An 18,455-nucleotide genomic window follows, 5' to 3' on the forward strand; every position below is an offset into this window, starting at 1 on the left:
ACCGGCTGAGAGGCAGTGAAGGCTCAGCTCTGGTACATGACGCCCGAGGCGTATGCGGTGTCGCAGACGGGGCGGGAGAACGAGTGGGCGCGCGTGGGGCCGTACTGCTTGACGGCGGCCCGGCCGAGGGCGCGGGCGATGGCGACACAGTGCTTGGCGAGCGACGGGGTGTGCTCGACCTCGCGCTGGAGGCTCGTCAACGCGACGCCGGGGTCCTTCTCCTGAAGCTCTGCGAGAAGGCGGTCGCGGAGAATATCCTGCGGAGCACGCGACTTGGCGCGCGCGGAGACGTCTTTCGAGGATGCGGTGAGCATCTGGTTCCCCGAGCCCTGGTTCGCCCACGGAACGGCGGTGACCGCAAGCGTTCCGGAGAGCACCAGGACGACGGGCAGGACGAGGGCGAGAGAGCGGCCGATTCGGCGGGCTGAGTGGGTCACGGGGCGAGCGTAGCGGCCAGTGATGATTAGGAGACATTTAGTCACCCTCGCGGGGGATGGTTCGAGGTTTCTTTTCGAATCGGATGTTGACGCGAGAGTCCGAATTGGGCGGTCTGCCGGGGTATTTGTCGACATAAGTGCGGGGTGCGCGAAAGGCCCCACGCGGCGCGTGGGGCCTTTCGGTGGTACGGGGGCCGCGGATCGCCCGCGGAACGCCGGGATCAGTCGCTGAGGCGCTCACCCGTGGAGGTGGAGAACACGTGGATCTCACCCGGGCGGGGGACCACGTGCAGTTCGGAACCCTTCGCCGGGACCGAGCGCCCGCCGACCCGCACGACCAGGTCCTTGTCCTCGCCGCCGACCCGGGTGGAGCCGTAGACGAAGCCGTCCGAGCCGAGCTCCTCGACGACGTTGACCGTGACGGCCAGGCCCTCGTCGCTCTCGGCGCCGGAGACGTCGAAGTGCTCGGGGCGGATGCCGACGGTGACGGTGGTGTCGCCCTTGTCGGCGGCGGCGGAGAGCGCCTCGCGGGAGACCGGGACGACGCTGTTGCCGAACTTCACGCCGCCGTCGGTGATCGGGACCTCGATGAGGTTCATGGCCGGGGAGCCGATGAAGCCGGCGACGAAGAGGTTGGCCGGGCGGTCGTACATCGTGCGCGGGGTGTCGACCTGCTGGAGCAGGCCGTCCTTCAGCACGGCGACCCGGTCGCCCATGGTGAGGGCCTCGGTCTGGTCGTGGGTGACGTACACCGTGGTGATGCCGAGCCGGCGCTGGAGCGAGGCGATCTGCGTACGGGTGGAGACCCGGAGCTTGGCGTCGAGGTTGGACAGCGGCTCGTCCATGAGGAACACCTGCGGCTCCCGCACGATGGCCCGCCCCATCGCGACGCGCTGCCGCTGACCGCCGGAGAGCGCCTTGGGCTTGCGGTCGAGGTACTCGGTAAGGTCGAGGATCTTCGCGGCCTCTTCGACCTTGGTGCGGATCTCGCTCTTGTTGACGCCGGCGATCTTGAGGGCGAAGCCCATGTTGTCGGCGACGGTCATGTGCGGGTAGAGCGCGTAGTTCTGGAACACCATGGCGATGTCCCGGTCCTTGGGCGGCAGGTGCGTGACGTCGCGGTCCCCGATGCGGATGGCACCGCCGTTGACGTCCTCGAGCCCGGCGAGCATGCGCAGGGAGGTGGACTTGCCGCAGCCGGAGGGGCCGACGAGAACGAGGAATTCGCCGTCCGCGATCTCGATCTCGAGCTGGTCGACGGCGGGCTTGGTGGAACCCGGGTACAGCCGGGTCGCCTTGTCGAACGTGACAGAGGCCATGGTGATGTGTCCCTTCACCGGCAGGAACGTGCCGGACGATCCGAGTAAAGGAAGGATTGAGGTCTAGTCCACCTGGGTGAACTCCCGGAGACGCTACCTTCCGCTGTCCGATCTGTCAGCACTCGCGGCCGCCGAAATTCTCGACCGGGGTGAGGCCTCCTCCGGTTACACTCATGCCCAGCGCCTCCTTAGCTCAGCTGGCCAGAGCACCGCTCTTGTAAAGCGGGGGTCGTCGGTTCGAACCCGACAGGGGGCTCCACTGGCTCCGCCAATCTTGTGTCCCGGATCACACTGATCCGGGACACTTGTGTTTTGGGCGTTAGTGGCGGCCCGAGATGCGGTTGGCGGCCTTCGCGAGGGGGGCCGTGGTTGCCGTGGGGGCGGTGGATTCGTGGCGGTCGGCGGTGCGGTAGGCCGCGTAGAGGGTGTGGACGCCGAGCCAGCGGAAGGGCTCCGGTTCCCAGCGGCGGACCTTGTGGTTGACCCAGGGGAGGGCGGTGAGGTCCGTGGGGCCGGACTGGCCCGAGTCCTGTTGGATCAGATCGCGCAGGGTGCGGGCGGCGAGGTTGGTGGTGGCGACGCCGGAGCCGACGTAGCCGCCGGCCCAGCCGAGGCCGGTGGAGCGGTCCAGGGTGACGGTGGCGCACCAGTCGCGGGGGACGCCGAGGACGCCGGACCAGGCGTGGGCGATGCCGGCGCCGGCGAGCTGGGGGAAGAAGCGGACGAGGATCTCGCGCAGGGCGTCGATCGTGGCGGGCCGGGTGCGGCCGTCGTTGTCGGTGCGGGAGCCGAAGCGGTACGGGATGCCGCGGCCGCCGAGCGCGATGCGGTTGTCGGCGGTGCGCTGGGCGTACATGTAGGCGTGGGCCATGTCGCCGAGGGTTTCCCGGCCCTCCCAGCCGATCTCGGCCCAGGTCTCCTCGGGGAGCGGCTCGGTGGCGATCATGGAGGAGTTCATCGGGAGCCAGGTGCGCTTGTGGCCCTTGAGATTCGGGGTGAAGCCTTCGGTGCAGCGCAGGATGTAGGGCGCGCGGACCGTGCCGTACGGCGTGACGGCGTGCTTGGGGCGGATCTCCGAGACCGGGGTGGATTCGTGGACGGTGACGCCGAGGGCTTCGACGGCCGCCGCGAGGCCGGTGACCAGTTTGACGGGGTGCAGGCGGGCGCCGTGCGGGGTCCAGCTGGAGCCGACGGCGCCGGCGACGCGGATGCGGGCGGCGGTCTCACGGGCGCCGAGGAGTTCGCGGTCCTTCTCGCCGTAGCTCAGCTCGGTGGCGTGGAACTCCTTGAGGCGGGCCAACTGGGCGGGGTTGTGGGCGACTTCGAGGACGCCGCCGCGGTGGATGTCCGCGTCGATCCCTTCGGCGGCGCAGACGTCGACGACCTCGCCGACGGTGTCGTTCATCGCCTGCTGGAGCCGGACGGCGGCGTCGTGGCCGTGGAGCTTGGCGTAGCGGTCGCGGCCGGCGATGCCGTTGTAGAGCCAGCCGCCGTTGCGGCCGGAGGCGCCGTAGCCGCAGAACTTGGCTTCCAGGACGACGATGTTGAGGAAGGGAACGGCCTTCTTGAGGTAGTACGCCGTCCAGAGCCCGGTGTAGCCGCCGCCGACGATGCAGACGTCGGCCTGGGTGTCGCCGGGGAGCGGTTCGCGGGGGGCGGGGACGCCTTCCTGCGCGTACCAGAACGATATGCCGCCGTTGACCGTCATGCTGTCTTCCTCTGTCCCTGCCGGTGGGAGTGGTGGTGGGACGCTACTGGATATCCCCGCGATCTTCCCCCGCCCGGGTCGTAGCCTCGGCTGTGTGATCGAGATTCCTGAAGAGCTGGTGCTGAGTCAGGCTCAGTTCAATGGTGACGCGGGCCGTGCCTTCATCGCGGAGCTGCCCGCGCGGGCCGAGCGGTTCCTCGACGAGTGGGGGCTGCGGCTGACCGGCCCGTCGATGTACGGATGGGCGTCGCTGGTGCTGCCGGTGGTACGGGCCGACGACGGGGTGCCGGCCGCGCTGAAGCTGCAACTCCTCGACGAGGAGAGCGCCGGTGAGGGGCTCGCGCTGCGGACCTGGGGCGGCGAGGGGGCCGTGCGGCTGCTGGCGGAGGACCCGGTGACCGGGACGCTGCTGCTGGAGCGGCTGGACGAGACGCGCCATCTGTCGACGATGGAGGACGACCGGGCCGCCGTCCAGATCCTGGCGGAGCTGCTGGCGCGGCTGGTGGCGGTGGAGGCGCCGGCGGGGCTGCGGGGGCTCGGCGAGGTGGCGGGCACGATGCTCGCCGAGGTGCCGGACGCGGTGAAGCTCCTCGGGGACGAGGACGACCGGCGGGTGCTGCTGGACTGCGCGGCGGCGGTACGGGAAGTGGTGGGCGAGCCGGGGGACCGGCTGCTGCACTGGGACCTGCACTACGACAACATCCTGGCCGCGCACCCGGACGATCCGCGCGAGCCGTGGCTGGCGATCGACCCGAAGCCGCTGGCGGGCGATCCCGGCTTCGATCTGCTGCCGGCGCTGACGGACAACTTCGATCCGGCGCAGACGCTGCGGCGGTTCGATCTGATGACGGAGGTGCTGGACCTGGACCGGGAGCGGGCGCGGGCCTGGTCGCTGGGGCGGGTGCTGCAGAACGGTCTGTGGGACATCGAGGACGCGGTGGAGGAGGGCGAGGAGCCCGAACTGGACGAGGAGCAGGTGCTCATTGCTCGGAATCTGCTGGCACGGTGACCCGGCGGCGTGCAGGCTGACCGCATGATTCGTAATGCGACACCTGACGATGTCCCTGTCATCCACCAGATGGTCCGTGAGCTGGCCGAGTACGAGCGGGCGCTGGACGAGGCGAAGGCGACCGAGGAGCAGCTGCGCGAGGCGCTGTTCGGTGAGCGTCCGGCCGCGTTCGCGCACATCGCGGAGACGGCCGAGGGGGACGTGGCCGGGTTCTCCCTGTGGTTCTTGAACTTCTCCACGTGGCGTGGGGTGCACGGCATTTATCTGGAGGACCTGTACGTCCGTCCGGAGAAGCGGGGCGGCGGGCACGGGAAGGCGCTGCTGACGGAGCTGGCGCGGATCTGTGTGGCGCGCGGCTACGAGCGGCTGGAGTGGTCGGTCCTGGACTGGAATTTGCCTGCCCGCGAGTTCTACAAGTCGCTCGGAGCTGTGTCAATGGAGGAGTGGACCGTGAACCGGCTGACGGATGACGCTCTCCACAGGCTGGGGACGGGCGGGTAGGGCTCACGGGGTCGCACTATGCCCCGACGGACGCCCGCCTGGGGCAACCAGGACGGGCAAGGTGGTACTAGGGAAGGGCCCCGGCCATCCGCCACGGGGGAAGCGGACCACCGGGGCCGGTCATGAGGTGGTCAGCCGGTGTTCGGGAGCGGCCGGTCCGGCGTGTCCAGCCAGACCCACTCACGGGTACCGGGGGCGGTGCTCAGTCCGAACCGTTCGGGTCCGGGTTGGCCGGCGTGGGTCCACCAGGCGTGGGCTGCCTCCACCTCGTTCCAGAGACGCCGGGTGCCGTACTGCCACACGGTGAACTGGTCGTCCGACTTCCCGTCCCAGTCCACGGCCGCCCAGGACGTGGCGTCGGTCGTCGCGACCCACAGCCTGGAGTCCACCCCGTCCACGTCGGGGTTGTCGTGCCAGGTCCACCACACGTCACGGAGCTGGAGGCCCATGGCGAACTGGGCCGCCAAGTCATCGCCCGTGACGGTCCACGGGGACAACGTGGTCCGCGACTCGTCCGGTTGGTGGTCATCGCGCACCACGTCCCGGTAGATCCGCAGATCCGTGCGCTGGTTCCGCATGAGCATGAACGCGGAGTGGGGAGAAAACCGTCCCGACGCGTCGCCTTGTACGCCCACCTTCAGGCGCAACAGGCCGTAGCACAGCCAGGGCGTCTCCCACGGTGTGAGGATGACCCCGCCCGGCCGCGTCTGTTCCACCCAGGCCCGGGGGACGGACCGCACGGAACAGGTGGCCTCCACCCGGTCGTACGGGCCGGCCGCGGAGTGGCCCCGCGCGCCGTCCCCGGAGATGACCTCCGGCTCCAGGCCCAGCTTCCGCAGACGCGCGTCCGCGTCCGTCGCCAGGACCGGGTCCACCTCCACCGTGGTGACGTTCTCCGAACCCACACGGTGGGCCAGGAGACCCGCGTTCCATCCGGTCCCGGTACCGATCTCCAGGACGTTGTGACCGTCGGCCACGTCCAACATGTCGAGCATCCGGAACACGATGGACGGGTCCGACGCGGACGACGACGCCCACCGCTCCCCGTCGCCAGGGTCGTGGCCGTCGTTGACCTGGGTCACCACGGAGTCGGCCGCGTACGCGGCCCGTAGCCACGTCTCGGGTGCCTTGGTGCGGGTGCAGGGCGTCAGGTCCTCCCCCAGATAGATGCGCTCCGGGAGAAAGTGGTGGCGGGGTACCGCCCAGGCCGCCCGCTCCCATTCGGGAGCCAACGGCGTCTCCAGTGCGGTGTTCACCGCGCCGAGCAGATCGCGGATGGCGATCTGCTCAGACGCCGACAGGTCGGGTGTCGTCACCGGTGCTAGTCCTTCTTGTGCTTCGGCGGGTCCTTCGGCTTGGCCGTGTCCGACGACGGCTTGGACGTGCCCGGGTCCTTCCCCCCGGAGTGCTGGCCGTTGCCACCGCTGCCACCCTTACCCGTTCCCCAACCCATGTTGGGCTCCTCTCGGATACGAAATGCCCTGCCCGAGCCTCGTCGGCTCGGGATGTGCCCGCCCCGGGCCGACCCGGGTGGGGCCGTCCCACCTGGGGCGGATGTTCCCTCCGGCGGTTCCCGTGCGGAGGGGTCTGGCCCGCTTCCCCGGCTCGGGACGGTCCCCGCAGAAAAGGGCCTGACCGAGGAAGCGGAGTTCGTGAGCGGGCCCGGCCACGGCCAACGGGATGGAAGTCCGATGATTGGGCCCGTGTTGTGCAGTCCCCCACCGTCGGCGTTGGAGGGCGCCGACGGCACCGTTGTGGAGGCTCGGGGGCGCCTGTGTGGACATCTCCGCGCGGGGGAGTTTGTCACCGCCCGATCCGGATCGGGCGGCTAGTCGCTCGCAGGACTGCACGGCCCCGCCGTGTCGGCGGCGGGGAGCCTAGGGGTAGAACGGCGTCCGCAGAGGGGCGCTGGGGTGGCCGTAGCGGGCATGGAGGGCGGCCACTTCGATGATTTCCCTGAAACCGACGCCCTGTGCGATGGTCTCGCGCAGTTCCCCACACTGCCCACAACGGGCTGGATCAGCCGGGCCGGCGCGGGGCGTGATCAGAAGGTGGTACTGCACCTGCATCTCCGGCGCCAGGGCGGCCACCTGATCGGCAGGGAACGGGCCATCGTTCACGGCTCCCACTTCCTGACTCCGTCTGTGCAGACCATCTGCATCTCCTCCGGAGCGGCCGGGATGTGGACCGGGTCGTCCACGTGGACCCGGTCCGCCCCGTGATTGAGCGTGCGTGCCGGTACCGGTCCGGCCCAGTCGACGACCACCCAGGTTCGCGCGCCCCGAGTTCGGCGGGTCACGTCCAGCGCCATGCGCCAGGTGGAGCCAACCCGCACTCGGTTCCCGGGCCGGATGTCGATGGCCAGACGCCGCCGATCGATGCCCATTTCAACGGGTAACCCCAGCGGGTCCCCTACCCAGACCAGGCGGTCCGGTTGGCGACGAATCACCATGAGTGCACTCGCTTCCGTGGTGTCCGCTCTCCCAGTCCGGCCCGACTCACGGACCGGGAGAGCGGGGTGTCCTCCGCTCGCTCCCTGGTCCGCCGTCCGGCGGGAGCGTGCGGAAATCTCAGTGGGCGGTCAGGAAGAACGCGACGGCCGCCCAGACGATGAAGGCGGCGGTGGACCACCCGAGCCGCGACCAGGTCACCGCGTGGAGACCGCCACGGCCAGGGCCACGACACTCACGGCGCTGGCGACGGTGACCGCCAGGGCCGGGAGCCACCTCACGCCGTGCCCTCCAGCCGCTCCACCAGGGCCACGTCCTCAAAGGTCCGAGCGAACATCGTGTGGTCCCTGTGCAGGCCGGTGTGCTCCATGCACTGGTCGTCCACCTCGTTCACTTTGGTGCTGGGCTTGGCCTCCCAGTCGCACTCGCCGTGCAGGCACCTGGCCGACGCCGTGGCCTCCGAGTCGGGGTGCCGTTTGATCCGGTGCGTCACGAACCGGAGAACCATCCGGACCGTCACGACTCCACCGCCAACACCGGAGTGGTGAAGACGCGGACCTGGTCCAACTCCTCCGGGGTCGGCCCCCGCAGCTCCTCCGGCGGGACCGCCCACTCCCGGCCGCCTCCCGGCGGACGCAGGTACACGCTTCCCTCGTACCGGCGGTCCACCCGACCCAGCGTCCCTTTCGCGTCCACTGCGTACCGACTGACGGTCGGTCTCCACTCCTCGGTCATGCCTCACCGTCCCCTCCAGCGCTCCGAATGCCTCGGCCCATGGGGACGCTAGGAGCGCGGAGCCCTATCGGGCGGCGCTGATTCGCCTTGATTCGAGCGATGCCGGGTCGTCTTCGGCGTGATTCTCAGGTGAGGTCGAGGGCCCGGCGGGCGCGGGTGATCACGCGGTGGGCGTCGGGCCCGTAGACAGCGGAGTCGGCAAGGGTCTGCCAGACCCGCTGGTACACCCCGACGGTCGGGGCATCGTCCAGCCAGAGTTCCGCGTGCCAGTCCTCGGCGATGGCCAAGCGGTCGTCGTACAGCCAGAACGCATTGGCCGGCGGAAGCCTGAGAGGGGCGCCGAGGGGAACGATTCCCAAGGTGACGGTGTCGAGACCGAGAACACCCATGAGCCGGTCGAGTTGGGCGGCCAGCACCAGCGGTGGGCAGACCAGGGCGTGAAGGGCGGCCTCCCACATGACGATGTGGAAGCTCGTCCCCGGCTCGTACAGCATCTCCTGGCGTCGCACGCGTGCCCGTACAGCTTCCTCCACGTCCCGGACGGACTGGTGGAGGTCGACGTACTGGGAGAACACGTGGCGGGCGTAGTCGGGTGTCTGAAGCATCCCGACGACCATGGAGCCCTGCCAGGCCCGGAGTGTTCTGGACCGCTCGTACTCTGCACTGAGAGTGTCTTGGACGGGCTTGTGCCCGGCGGCGAGCTGGCGCCGCCAGGAGCGTGATCGGGACTCCAGGGTCCGTAGCCGGGTGATCAGTTCATCGGCGGAGTCCGGGTGCCCGGTGGCCTGTGCCCATGCCTGGAGATCGTCAGTCGTGGCCGTCTGGCGCCCGGTCTCCAGTTTGCTGACCTTGGACTGGGGCCAATGCAGCACCGACGCCAGTTCCCGCCCTGTATAGCCCCGAGCGGCGCGCAGCTCACGGAGCCGCGCGCCGAGGGCCACCCGGGCCTGTTGGAAGTCGGTGCTCACTCGGTGGAAGGTACCTGTCCCGCGAACTGGTCGGACGGGATGGCGTGATGCCAAGCAGCGTCGCGGGCCTGGCAGGCGCGCAGGACCTCCACGGGGTCCGTGACGAGTTCGACGCCGGTCATGTCGTCGTCCTCGTCGAAGTGAAGCCGTGCGATGACGCGCGAGTCGAACAGCCAGAAGTCCTCGTCGGGGAGCTTCAGCCGTTCGGCGTCGCTCCGCCACAGGTTGCGGATGTCCTCTCCCACGGCGCTGTTGCGCCGGGCGTTGTCCAAGAGGTACCGCTGGCCGAGGGTCGGCGGGTTGTCCACGATGCGTACGCGCTCGAACCGCTTGCCGAGGGCGGACTGTTCGCGCCGGGACGCGCACCACGGGTCATTCAGGTCCCATCCGGCATCCTCGCCCCGGGCGAACCGGATGTACGTCTCCGTCTCCTCGTCCGACGCGTACCGGCGGCGGGTCTCCAGCCGCCAGGCGGTGTGCTCGAAGGTGGGGAACATCCCGCCGAACTCTTCGAAGCTGATCATCGTCGGCACCCGGTCTACATCCCTCGGGGCGAAGTCGGCCAGGAGCACACGGGGCACCATCACGAACCCCTCGCCGGGCTTTACGTTGCGGAGCTGAGCCACGTCTTCGGGGTCGGTCACAGCGTCTCCCTGGACCAAGACCTCCCCCGTGTCCTGGTCTTCGTAGAGCGTCGGACAGCCGTCGTTGCCGGAGTTGGTGCCGATGAAGCGAAGTCGCCTTGCCAACGTCGTTCCCCTCTCGCCCAGATGACCCGGTCGGGCCGTGCCCAGGATGGAGCCACCAGTGGCGTTCTGTCCGCCGTGATTCTCGAATATTCGCGAATCACGGCCTGGCGTCCTTCTTCGGCGCCGGGCGGTGGTCCCGAAACCCCCGTTACGGTCCCTTCACCAGTTCGGCTGAAGTGGAGTTCTCGCATGTCAGCGGTCATGCGGAGTAGCAGCAGAATGCCCTGGCGGACCCTGGAACCCGTACAGAGACCGAGCCGCTATCACTCTTCGATGTCCCAGCCGCTCCGGAAGGGGGTACACCCCAGGTCGAAACGGACGCAAGGGACGCACAGGACAGCCGCGGAACGGTCACTCAGCGTCAGGCCAGCTCTCCAGGATGCGGAGCCGTCGGCCGTCTGTCGTCAGCCGTCACCTAGAGGCGCTGGGCCCCCGGGCTGCCGCCCCTGATATGCGTCGTCCGACTCCTTGAGGTCGCTGGGCGCGAAGCCGCAGGACGAGTGGACGGTGTACCGGCTGACGGACGAGGCGCTGGCCGAGCTGGGGTCGTGAGCGGGCTCGTGTCGTGAGCGCGGGCGGCGGCCGGGTGGCCGCCGCCGTGTTTTCTATGGCCGCCTCCTGCGGCCGGTTTCTACGGCTCCAGGACCACCTTGCCCATCGTGCCGCGGGTCTCCAGTGCGCGGTGGGCGGCGGCTGCCTCCCGTAGGGGGAAGCGCTGGACGGCGGGGCGGAGGATGCCTTCGGCGGCCAGGGCGAGGGACTGGGTCTCCAGGGTGCGGACGTTTCCGCCGGCCTTCTGGATCATGACGGGGCCGAGGACGCTCTGCGAGGTGATGCCGCGTGCGGCGAGTTCCTCGTCGGTGAAGGTGAGGGGTTCGCCGTCGTGCGAGCCCTTGGCCGACCAGCCGAAGACGAGGTGCCGGCCGCCCTTGCCGAGGAGGTCGACGGCGGCGCGGCCGGTGGCGCCGCCCACGGAGTCGAAGACGACGGTGGCGTGCCGGTCGCCGAGGAACTCCCGTACGCGCTCGGGCCAGTCGGGGAGGGTGTAGTCGACGGCGAGGTGGGCGCGGTTCTGCTCGACCTGGGCGACCTTGGCCGGGCCGCCGGCGAGGCCGATGACGGTGGCGCCGGTGTGCCTGGCGTACTGGACGAGCAGGGTGCCGATGCCGCCGGCGGCGGCCGGGACGACGGCGACGGAGTCGGGTCCGAGGTCGGCGAACTGGAGGATGCCGAGCGTGGTGCGGCCGGTACCGATCATGGCGACGGCCTCGGCCTCGTCGAGGCCGTCGGGGACGGGGTGGAGCCGGGCCGCGTCGGCGACGGCGACTTCGGCGTACCCGCCGGGGGCGAGGCCGAGGTGGGTGACGACCTTCTGGCCGAGCCAGGAGGGGTCGGTGCCTTCGCCGAGCCGGTCGACGGTGCCGGCGACTTCGCGGCCGGGGATCGTGGGCAGCTCGGCGGGGGCGGGGAAGGGCCCCCTCTGCCCGCGGCGCAGGGCGGTGTCGAGGAGGTGCACCCCGGCCGCGGCGACGGCGATCCGTACCTGCCCGGGGCCGGGCTCGGGGGCGTCGGTCTCCTCGTACGTGAGGTTCTCGGCGGGGCCGAAGGCGTGGAGGCGGATGGCGTGCATGGCGGGCATGGTGGGCTCCCCTGTGGTGTACGCGGGTGTACGTCGGTCTGTGCGGTGACAGCGGCAAGCCTCTGACCTCAACCATGGTTGAGGTCAAGAGGTGGCGGGGTGGGGTGGTTCAGACGCCCGCCGGCTGCGCGCCACGGTGACTGCGGCTGCGCGGCTGCGCGGCTGCGCGGCTGCGGGCGGGGCGCCTCAGACGCCCGCCGGCCGTACGCCACGGCGGCCGATGCCCGCGCCCGCCCCCGTGCGCAGTGCCAGCGAGACCGCCTCCACGGCGCTGTTGAAGGACACCTCCGAGAGGACGCCCGGCGCCGCGACCTGGTCGCCGATCAGGTAGACGCCGTCGCCGCGGTCGATCGCCGGCCGGTCCCGCCAGGTGGTGCCGGGGCGGTCGACGGCTCCGGTGCGGCCCGTGGCGACGGCCTCGCGCCGCCACTGCGTACGCTCCCGCCAGCCGGGGAAGCCGAGGTCGAGCAGGCGCTCGGCGTGGGCGAGGCCGTCGGCCCGGGCGGCGTCCGGCGCGATGGGCAGCTGGCCCTGGACGAGCTGCTGCCCGGCGGGGGCGAGGGAGCGGTCCTGGGCGGTGAAGCGTTCCAGCCAGCCGGGCGCGTCGAGGTCGGAGACGATGAACGGGTCGCCCTTGCGGGTGCGCAGCGCGAGGTCGATCAGGACCGTACGTCCGCTGTCCCAGCGCAGGGTGTCGTCGCCGAGGAGGTGGCGGGCGGCGTCCAGGGACGTGGCGACGATCACCGGGCCGTCGCCGGTGGGCAGGGACCCGACGCGGGCGCCGGTCTCGATCCGTACGCCCATCTCGCGGGCGCGCGCGGCCATCCGGTCGATGAGCCGCCCCCAGCCGCCGCGGATGTAGTGGGCCTCGGGCGGCAGCGCGGCGGCCCGGTGCAGGCGCTCCTGGACGAAGCGGGCGGAGAGCGCGCCGGGGTCGTGGTGGAAGAGGGCGACGCCCGCGTAGTGGCCGGCGGCCCGGGCCGCTTCGGAGCCGGCGACGGAGGTGGCCCACGTGCGGTGGTCGACGTCGACGGGGGCCCGCTCGGGGGCGAGGCGGGCGACCTTCAGCAGGCCGAGCGGTGGGGTACGGCGCAGGGCGCCGCCCTGGTGGAAGCGGAAGCGGAGGCCTTCGAGCGGCGGCAGGGGCGCGAGCGGGCCGAGCAGGCCGCGCTGCTTGAGCCAGGCCCAGTGCGGGCCGCCGTTGTAGAGGGCGTGGGGGCCTTCGTTGGTGCGGTACGGGCCTTCGGCGGTACGGGCGCGGCCGCCGAGCGTGCGGTGCGACTCGTACAGGCTCACCTGTGCGCCGGACTCGGCGGCGGTGAGGGCCGCGGTGAGGCCGGCGAATCCGCCGCCGATGACGCTGATCCGCTGCATGAGGTCACTCCTTGCTGGGCTGGGCACGGGGGTCGTGCCGGGCTGTCGCAAGGGGGACGGATGGAGGGCGCGGTTCTGTGACATCCGCCCGACATCCGCCCGTGAATTTCTTCGGCGGTTACGGGGTGCGGGGGAAGCGGGCCTGGAGGTCCCAGATCACGGGGTTGTCGGCGAGGCCTTCGTGCATGTCGGCGAGGTCGGCGATCAGGTCGTGCAGGAAGTCGCGGGCCTCGCGGCGCAGTTCGGCGTGGTTGAAGGTGAGCGGGGGCTCGTCGCCGGGCATCCAGTCGGCCTCGACGTCGACCCAGCCGAAGCGGCGCTCGAAGAGCATCCGGTCGGTGGACTCGGTGAAGTCCAGCTCGGCGTACTGCGGCTGGGCGGCGCGGCTGCCGCGTGGGTCGCGGTCGAGCTGCTCGACGATGTCGCACAGCGCCCACGCGAAGTCGAGCACCGGCACCCATCCCCAGGCTGTGGACACCTCGCGGTCCGCCTTGGTGTCCGCGAGGTAGACGTCACCGCAGAAGAGGTCGTGACGCAGGGCCTGGACGTCCGCGCGGCGGTAGTCGGTCTGCGGAGGGTCGGGAAAGCGGCGGGAGAGGGAGTAGCCGATGTCGAGCACGGTCCGATGGTGTCACGGATGGGGAGATCGCCCACACTTTCGGGTGAGCGGAGTCGGATTGCGGCGTCGTGGTTCCCGTCGTTCCGCGAGGCTCACGCGCGGTGGTGCCGGGCGTACGCCCAGGTCGCGTAGGCGAGGAGGGGGCCCGTGGCCAGCAGGGGGGCGAGGCAGAGGTTCAGGACCGTGTGGCCGGTGGGGGACATGTTCGGGTCGGGCTCGACGAGGAAGCTGAGGACGAGCTGGCTCAGGCAGAAGAGCGTCACCAGGGCCGATATGGCCCAGCCCGCGGCCACGGCGGTACGGGGGCGGGGGACGCGGAGCCGGCCGGTGACCACGAGGAGCGGGAGCAGCGCGGCGGCCTCCTGGAGGACGGTCAGACCGACGACGTAGGCGATGCCCCAGCCGGGGATCCCGTAGACGTCCCGCAGGACCTCGTCGCTGTAGCCGACGGGCAGACCCGCCGCCATCACCAGCCGCCACAGACCCATCGGGACGGTGCAGAGCGCGAGCAGGTGCGCGGCGCGGCGGGCGGTGCGGGCGGGGGACTGGGGGCGGTGAGCGGTCGCTGTCGTCATGCCGTACAGCCTGGCCGGGGAGGAGGGTCCCCGGCTTCGTCCCGTACGGCGGACCGCCTCCGCCGTACGGGGGAGGGCGGGTCCTCCCTCTCGCCGCAGACTTGAGGCCGCCGCTTCGGCAGCCGCCGCACCTCCGCCCGAGGCACGCGCTACGGCAGCCGGCAGCCGGCACCTCCGCCCGTCACCGCCGCTACGGCAGCAGCCGCCGCTCCTTCGCCACCGCCACCGCGCCCGCCCGCGTGTCCACGCCGAGCTTCGCGTAGATCCGGCCCAGGTGCGTCTTCACCGTCGCCTCGCTGATGAACAGCGCCCGGGCGATCTCGCGGTTGCCGAGGCCCTGCGCGAGCTGCGTCAGGATGTCGCGTTCGCGGTCCGTGAGGGACGGCGGCGCCGCGCCGCGCATGCGGTCCATGACGCGGCCCGCGACCGGTGCCGACAGGGTCGTGCGGCCCTCGGCCGCCGCGTGGATCGCCGCGAACAGCTCCTCGGGGCGCTCCGCCTTCAGCAGATAGCCCGTGGCGCCCGCCTCGATGGCGCGGGTGATGTCGGCGTCCGTGTCGTACGTGGTCAGGACCAGCACATGGACGTCGGGCGTGGCGATCCGGCGGGTGGCCTCCACCCCGTCGATGCCCGGCCCGAGCTGAAGGTCCATCAGGACGACGTCGGGGGTGAGCTTCGCCGCCATCGCGACGGCCTCCTCGCCGCTGCCCGCCTCGCCGACGACCTCGATGCCGTCCGCGCTGCCGAGCAGGGCGAGCAGTCCGGCGCGTACGACGGCGTGGTCGTCGCAGAGCAGGATCCGTACGGTCATGAAGTCTCCAGGGGGATCGCCACGGACAGGACCGTGCCCTCGCCGGGGGCGGACTCGATGGTGAGGGTGCCGCCGAGCTGCCGCGTACGCGCCCGCATGGCGGGCAGGCCATGGCCGCGTTCGCCCCGCTCGGCTGCCGCCTTCGGCGGGACGAAGCCGCGGCCGTCGTCGGCGATGTCCAGCACGACCTGGTCGTCGAGGTAGGTGAGGGTCACCGCGGCGGTGGTGGCGTGCGCGTGTTCGCGTACGTTCGCCAGCGCGCCCTGGGCGATCCGCAGCAGCGCCGACTGCACCCGGTCCGGCAGCTCCACGGGCGTCCCGTCGACCCGGAACCCGGCGGCTTCGCGGGCGGCGAGCAGCCGCAGGGCCTCCTCAAGGCCGCCGCCTTCGGCGAGGTCGGCGGGGGCGAGGTCGTGGACGAAGCGGCGGGCCTCGGCGAGGTTGTGCTCGGCGATGGACTCGGCCGTACGGACATGGCGGCGCGCGGTCGCCGGGTCGCTGTCCCAGGTGCGCTCCGCGGCCTGGAGCAGCATCTGCTGACTGGACAGGCCCTGCGCGAGGGTGTCGTGGATCTCCATGGACAGCCGCTGGCGTTCGGCGAGGGTGCCCTCGCGGCGTTCGGTGGCGGCCAGTTCGCGGCGGGTGCGGATCAGGTCGTCGATGAGCGCGCGCTGCCGCTGGGCCTGCCGCTCGGCGTGGACGAAGACGGCGGTCGCGATCGCGGCCACGGCGGGCGGGGCGACCAGCAGGTTCGGATCGAAGCCGCCTTCCGACAGCTTGATCTGCGCGGCCACCACGAAGGCCGTGAGCAGGGCGACGAGGACGAGCGCGGCGCGCGGCGGGAGGGTGCGCAGGCCGGTGTAGAAGAGGGGCACCGCGCACCACGCGAAGCTGGGCGCGAGGACGACGAGGACCATCCACACGGCGACGACAGTGAAGAGCCAGGCGATCCGGCGGGGGGTGGCGCGGGTGCCCAGGACGGGCCCGAGGACGTACAGGGAGGCCAGCGCGCCGGAGAGGGCGACGATCCAGGGGCTGCGGTCCTCCCAGGGGTGCCGCAGCAGGAACCGGACCAGGGACGCGCCGAGGAGGAGGAAGAAGGCGATGTGCATGACCCTCGCCAGCCAGCGGGCATCCGGGTCGTGCGTGTCCGTCACCGCTCGCTCCTCCACTGCCTGGCTGGTCCTCGGCCGGCCTGGGCTGACCTGGGCCGATTCCTCCATGGTGACCCGGCGGGACCAGGTCGGCATCAACCGATCGGCTGACCCGGCCGTCGGCCGACCCGCGCGGCGGAGGCAGCCGCTCCGTCGACCGTACGGCCCCGGAAGCGGCCGGAGGATCGATGCAGAGCGCGAAACCGCCCGATCCCCGTGCCAACTCCCCGGTCCCAAGGAGTCCCCATGAAGAAGATCCTCATCGGCGCCACCGCCGCTGCCGCCCTCGCCGCCGGCACCTTCGGCGCCGTCTCCGCGAACGCCTCCGCCCCGGCTGCCGAGACCAAGACGACGGTCACCGCCGACGTCTCCCAGCGCAACCTCCAGCAGTCCACGCACCTGACGGTGGACGCCGCCACCAAGGCCGCGCAGGCCGTCCTGGACGCCGCCCAGCAGGAGAACCAGCGGGTCTCCGTCGCCGTCGTCGACCGCAACGGCAACACCATCGTGACGCTGCGCGGCGACGGCGCGGGCCCGCAGTCCCCCGAGTCCGCCGAGCGCAAGGCGTTCACCGCCGTCTCCTGGAACGCCCCCACCTCCGAGCTGGTCAAGCGGCTCGCCCAGGCCCCGAACCTGAAGGACATCCCGGGCACCCTCTTCCTCGGCGGCGGCGTGCCCGTCACGGTCAAGGGCGCCCCGGTCGCCGGTATCGGTGTCGCGGGCGCGCCCAGCGGCGACCTGGACGAGAAGTTCGCCCGCGCGGGCGTCGAGGCGCTCGACAAGTAACGGCCCGGGCCTCAAGCGCCTCAAGCCCCTGTGGCGGCCCCCGTCTCCGTACCCGGGCCGCCACCGGCTCCGCGCATAGGATCACCGCGTGGAGTCCCGTCAGTCCCGTAGCCGTCTGCTCGCCCTGACCGCCGCCCTGGCCCTGCTCGCCGGCGGGTGCAGCGGCGGGGACGTGGACGGCTCCCCGGGCGCCGCCGGCCTGCGCGACCCGTACTTCCCCAAGCTCGGCAACGGCGGCTACGACGTCCAGCACTACGCGCTCACCCTCGCCTACGACCCCGCTACGCGCCGCCTGGACGCCACCGCCGAGATCACCGCCCGCGCCACCCAGCACCTGAGCGCCTTCAACCTGGACCTCACCGGGCTGACGGTCTCCGGCGCCCGCGTCGACGGCGCCCCCGCCGCCGTCAACCGGGCCGGCAAGGAGCTGACGCTGCGTCCGCGCGCGGACATCGACAAGGGCCGGGTCTTCCGTACCGTCGTCACCTACTCCGGCGTCCCCGAGACCGTCACCGACCCGGGCGGCTCCGAGGAGGGCTGGCTGACGACCGAGGACGGTGCCCTGGCGCTCGGCGAACCGACCGGCTCCATGGCCTGGTTCCCCGGCAACCACCACCCCTCCGACAAGGCGACGTACGACATCACGGTCACCGTCCCCCAGGGGCTGCGGGCGATGTCCAACGGCCGGCTGACGAGCGAGCGCGGCGACGGCCGCACCACCACCTCCGTCTGGCACTCCGCGGAGCCGATGGCGAGCTATCTCGCCACCGTGGCGATCGGCCGGTACGAGACGACGACCGCGAAGACCGCCTCCGGCGTCCCCGTCCTCACCGCCGCCGACCCGTCCGTGGCCAAGCGCGCGGCGCCGCTGCTGGCCCGTATCCCGGAACTGCTGGCGTGGCAGGAGGAGAACTTCGGCCCGTACCCCTTCAGCGCCGCCGGGGCGATCGTCGAGCGCACGGAGGACGTCGGCTACGCGCTGGAGACCCAGACCCGGCCCGTCTTCCCCGAGTCCGCCTTCGACACGGAGACCCTCGTCCACGAGCTGGCCCACCAGTGGTACGGCGACTCGGTCTCGCCCGCGTCCTGGCGGGACATGTGGCTCAACGAAGGCTTCGCGACCTACGCGGAGTGGCTGTACGCGGAGGACTTCGAGGACACCCCGGCGGAGGAGAGCTTCCAGGAGGCCTACGACGAGGAGGAGAACTGGGCGTTCGCGCCGGGCGAGCCGCCGAGCGCCGAGGTGATCTCCGACCCGCCGGTGTACGGGCGGGGTGCGATGGTCCTGCACCGGATCCGGGAGGAGGTCGGTGACGACACCTTCTTCGAGATCCTGCGCGGCTGGCCGCGGATGTACCGCCACGCCAACGCCTCCACCGACGACTTCACCGCCTATGTGGAGGACGTGGCCGGGGAGGACCTCGACGAGCTGTGGGACGCCTGGCTCTACGGGGACGGCAGGCCGCGGTGGCAGCCGTAGCCGCTGTGGCTCCCGCAGGAGGACGCGTCAGGGCCCCGGCGGAGCGTGGCGGTTTCTAGGGGTCGTTGCAACACGTGGTCGTGTTGATCAGGCCGCGAGCAGTTTATGCAGGCGCTCGGCTGGGGTTTCCCAGCCGAGCGT

General features: G+C 71.4%; 20 protein-coding genes, 1 tRNA gene and 1 pseudogene. 6 read left to right on the top strand and 16 right to left on the bottom strand.

Annotated features, from left to right (window positions below; genetic code table 11):
* Positions 1-23 precede the first annotated feature (23 nt).
* Together ACZ7LT_RS33020 and ACZ7LT_RS33025 are read right to left on the bottom strand one after the other, a co-directional pair.
* On the bottom strand, positions 24-437 hold the full coding sequence (locus ACZ7LT_RS33020) for a hypothetical protein (RefSeq protein ID WP_471239783.1): 414 nt from the start codon (positions 435-437) through the stop codon (positions 24-26).
* Between the two features lie 221 nt (positions 438-658).
* Positions 659-1,756, bottom strand: a complete 1,098-nt coding sequence (locus tag ACZ7LT_RS33025; protein ID WP_471239784.1) for an ABC transporter ATP-binding protein — start codon at positions 1,754-1,756, stop codon at positions 659-661.
* Positions 1,757-1,938: 182 nt separating this feature from the next.
* Here ACZ7LT_RS33025 and ACZ7LT_RS33030 point away from each other — a divergent pair.
* A tRNA-Thr gene (locus ACZ7LT_RS33030) sits at positions 1,939-2,015 on the top strand.
* A 60-nt stretch (positions 2,016-2,075) separates the two neighbouring features.
* Here the strand turns inward: ACZ7LT_RS33030 and ACZ7LT_RS33035 are convergent.
* Complete coding sequence (locus ACZ7LT_RS33035) at positions 2,076-3,464, bottom strand: NAD(P)/FAD-dependent oxidoreductase (protein WP_471239785.1); 1,389 nt, start codon at positions 3,462-3,464, stop codon at positions 2,076-2,078.
* Between the two features lie 61 nt (positions 3,465-3,525).
* Here ACZ7LT_RS33035 and ACZ7LT_RS33040 point away from each other — a divergent pair, with 61 nt between their 5' ends.
* Positions 3,526-4,473, top strand: coding sequence for an aminoglycoside phosphotransferase family protein (locus tag ACZ7LT_RS33040; RefSeq protein WP_471239802.1), 948 nt, complete (start codon positions 3,526-3,528; stop codon positions 4,471-4,473).
* 24 nt (positions 4,474-4,497) lie between these two features.
* Entirely contained in the window at positions 4,498-4,974 is a 477-nt protein-coding gene (locus ACZ7LT_RS33045) for a GNAT family N-acetyltransferase (protein ID WP_471239786.1), read from the top strand.
* Positions 4,975-5,105: 131 nt separating this feature from the next.
* On the opposite strand, the gene ACZ7LT_RS33050 is transcribed toward ACZ7LT_RS33045, so the two are convergent.
* The 7 genes from ACZ7LT_RS33050 to ACZ7LT_RS33080 all read right to left on the bottom strand — a co-directional run bounded on the left by ACZ7LT_RS33050 (position 5,106) and on the right by ACZ7LT_RS33080 (position 9,876).
* Entirely contained in the window at positions 5,106-6,290 is a 1,185-nt protein-coding gene (locus ACZ7LT_RS33050) for a methyltransferase domain-containing protein (protein WP_471239787.1), read from the bottom strand.
* Positions 6,291-6,295: 5 nt separating this feature from the next.
* The gene (locus ACZ7LT_RS33055; RefSeq protein ID WP_257135201.1) at positions 6,296-6,427 is read right to left on the bottom strand and encodes a hypothetical protein; all 132 of its coding nucleotides are present in this window, start codon (positions 6,425-6,427) and stop codon (positions 6,296-6,298) included.
* Positions 6,428-6,851: 424 nt separating this feature from the next.
* The gene (locus ACZ7LT_RS33060; RefSeq protein WP_471239788.1) at positions 6,852-7,094 is read right to left on the bottom strand and encodes a hypothetical protein; all 243 of its coding nucleotides are present in this window, start codon (positions 7,092-7,094) and stop codon (positions 6,852-6,854) included.
* A gap of 607 nt (positions 7,095-7,701) precedes the next feature.
* Positions 7,702-7,932 (bottom strand): DUF7848 domain-containing protein, encoded by a 231-nt coding sequence (locus ACZ7LT_RS33065; protein WP_471239803.1) that lies wholly within the window; start codon positions 7,930-7,932, stop codon positions 7,702-7,704.
* Between the two features lie 8 nt (positions 7,933-7,940).
* Positions 7,941-8,069 (bottom strand): hypothetical protein, encoded by a 129-nt coding sequence (locus ACZ7LT_RS33070; RefSeq protein ID WP_471239789.1) that lies wholly within the window; start codon positions 8,067-8,069, stop codon positions 7,941-7,943.
* A 215-nt stretch (positions 8,070-8,284) separates the two neighbouring features.
* Positions 8,285-9,127: a helix-turn-helix domain-containing protein gene (locus tag ACZ7LT_RS33075; protein WP_471239790.1), complete on the bottom strand. Its 843-nt coding sequence runs from the start codon at positions 9,125-9,127 to the stop codon at positions 8,285-8,287.
* Complete coding sequence (locus ACZ7LT_RS33080) at positions 9,124-9,876, bottom strand: DUF6879 family protein (RefSeq protein WP_471239791.1); 753 nt, start codon at positions 9,874-9,876, stop codon at positions 9,124-9,126. Before ACZ7LT_RS33080 ends, ACZ7LT_RS33075 begins: the two co-directional genes overlap by 4 nt.
* A gap of 474 nt (positions 9,877-10,350) precedes the next feature.
* On the opposite strand from ACZ7LT_RS33080, the pseudogene ACZ7LT_RS33085 reads away from it, so the two are divergent.
* Positions 10,351-10,428 (top strand): annotated as a pseudogene (locus ACZ7LT_RS33085) (GNAT family N-acetyltransferase); the annotation flags it as partial.
* Between the two features lie 79 nt (positions 10,429-10,507).
* Here ACZ7LT_RS33085 and ACZ7LT_RS33090 read toward each other — a convergent pair.
* From ACZ7LT_RS33090 to ACZ7LT_RS33115, 6 genes are all read right to left on the bottom strand, one after another.
* A complete protein-coding gene (locus ACZ7LT_RS33090) occupies positions 10,508-11,506 on the bottom strand; it encodes a zinc-binding dehydrogenase (RefSeq protein ID WP_471239804.1) in 999 nt (332 codons plus the stop codon).
* Between the two features lie 195 nt (positions 11,507-11,701).
* The gene (locus ACZ7LT_RS33095) at positions 11,702-12,889 is read right to left on the bottom strand and encodes an NAD(P)-binding protein (protein ID WP_471239792.1); all 1,188 of its coding nucleotides are present in this window, start codon (positions 12,887-12,889) and stop codon (positions 11,702-11,704) included.
* Positions 12,890-13,007: 118 nt separating this feature from the next.
* Entirely contained in the window at positions 13,008-13,508 is a 501-nt protein-coding gene (locus ACZ7LT_RS33100; protein WP_471239793.1) for a hypothetical protein, read from the bottom strand.
* A gap of 92 nt (positions 13,509-13,600) precedes the next feature.
* Complete coding sequence (locus ACZ7LT_RS33105) at positions 13,601-14,083, bottom strand: hypothetical protein (protein WP_471239794.1); 483 nt, start codon at positions 14,081-14,083, stop codon at positions 13,601-13,603.
* Between the two features lie 190 nt (positions 14,084-14,273).
* A complete protein-coding gene (locus ACZ7LT_RS33110) occupies positions 14,274-14,894 on the bottom strand; it encodes a response regulator (protein ID WP_471239795.1) in 621 nt (206 codons plus the stop codon).
* Positions 14,891-16,051 (bottom strand): sensor histidine kinase, encoded by a 1,161-nt coding sequence (locus ACZ7LT_RS33115; protein ID WP_471239796.1) that lies wholly within the window; start codon positions 16,049-16,051, stop codon positions 14,891-14,893. Before ACZ7LT_RS33115 ends, ACZ7LT_RS33110 begins: the two co-directional genes overlap by 4 nt.
* Positions 16,052-16,294: 243 nt before the next feature.
* On the opposite strand from ACZ7LT_RS33115, the gene ACZ7LT_RS33120 reads away from it, so the two are divergent.
* Both ACZ7LT_RS33120 and ACZ7LT_RS33125 read left to right on the top strand, forming a co-directional pair.
* Entirely contained in the window at positions 16,295-16,834 is a 540-nt protein-coding gene (locus ACZ7LT_RS33120; RefSeq protein ID WP_471239797.1) for a GlcG/HbpS family heme-binding protein, read from the top strand.
* A gap of 88 nt (positions 16,835-16,922) precedes the next feature.
* Positions 16,923-18,314 carry a M1 family metallopeptidase gene (locus tag ACZ7LT_RS33125; protein ID WP_471239798.1) on the top strand — a complete coding sequence of 464 codons (1,392 nt, stop codon included), beginning with the start codon at positions 16,923-16,925 and terminating at the stop codon, positions 18,312-18,314.
* Positions 18,315-18,455 lie beyond the last annotated feature (141 nt).

This window comes from Streptomyces sp. NPDC039465 (genome assembly GCF_055639315.1).

Bases quoted from the DNA above. Each gene is read 5' to 3' on its own strand.
- ACZ7LT_RS33025 (WP_471239784.1), bottom strand. From the start codon at position 1,756: ATGGCCTCTGTCACGTTCGACAAGGCGACCCGGCTGTACCCGGGTTCC.
- ACZ7LT_RS33035 (WP_471239785.1), bottom strand. From the start codon at position 3,464: ATGACGGTCAACGGCGGCATATCGTTCTGGTACGCGCAGGAAGGCGTC.
- ACZ7LT_RS33045 (WP_471239786.1), top strand. From the start codon at position 4,498: ATGATTCGTAATGCGACACCTGACGATGTCCCTGTCATCCACCAGATG.
- ACZ7LT_RS33055 (WP_257135201.1), bottom strand. From the start codon at position 6,427: ATGGGTTGGGGAACGGGTAAGGGTGGCAGCGGTGGCAACGGCCAGCAC.
- ACZ7LT_RS33065 (WP_471239803.1), bottom strand. From the start codon at position 7,932: ATGGTTCTCCGGTTCGTGACGCACCGGATCAAACGGCACCCCGACTCG.
- ACZ7LT_RS33090 (WP_471239804.1), bottom strand. From the start codon at position 11,506: ATGCACGCCATCCGCCTCCACGCCTTCGGCCCCGCCGAGAACCTCACG.
- ACZ7LT_RS33095 (WP_471239792.1), bottom strand. From the start codon at position 12,889: ATGCAGCGGATCAGCGTCATCGGCGGCGGATTCGCCGGCCTCACCGCG.
- ACZ7LT_RS33105 (WP_471239794.1), bottom strand. From the start codon at position 14,083: ATGACGACAGCGACCGCTCACCGCCCCCAGTCCCCCGCCCGCACCGCC.
- ACZ7LT_RS33110 (WP_471239795.1), bottom strand. From the start codon at position 14,894: ATGACCGTACGGATCCTGCTCTGCGACGACCACGCCGTCGTACGCGCC.
- ACZ7LT_RS33120 (WP_471239797.1), top strand. From the start codon at position 16,295: ATGAAGAAGATCCTCATCGGCGCCACCGCCGCTGCCGCCCTCGCCGCC.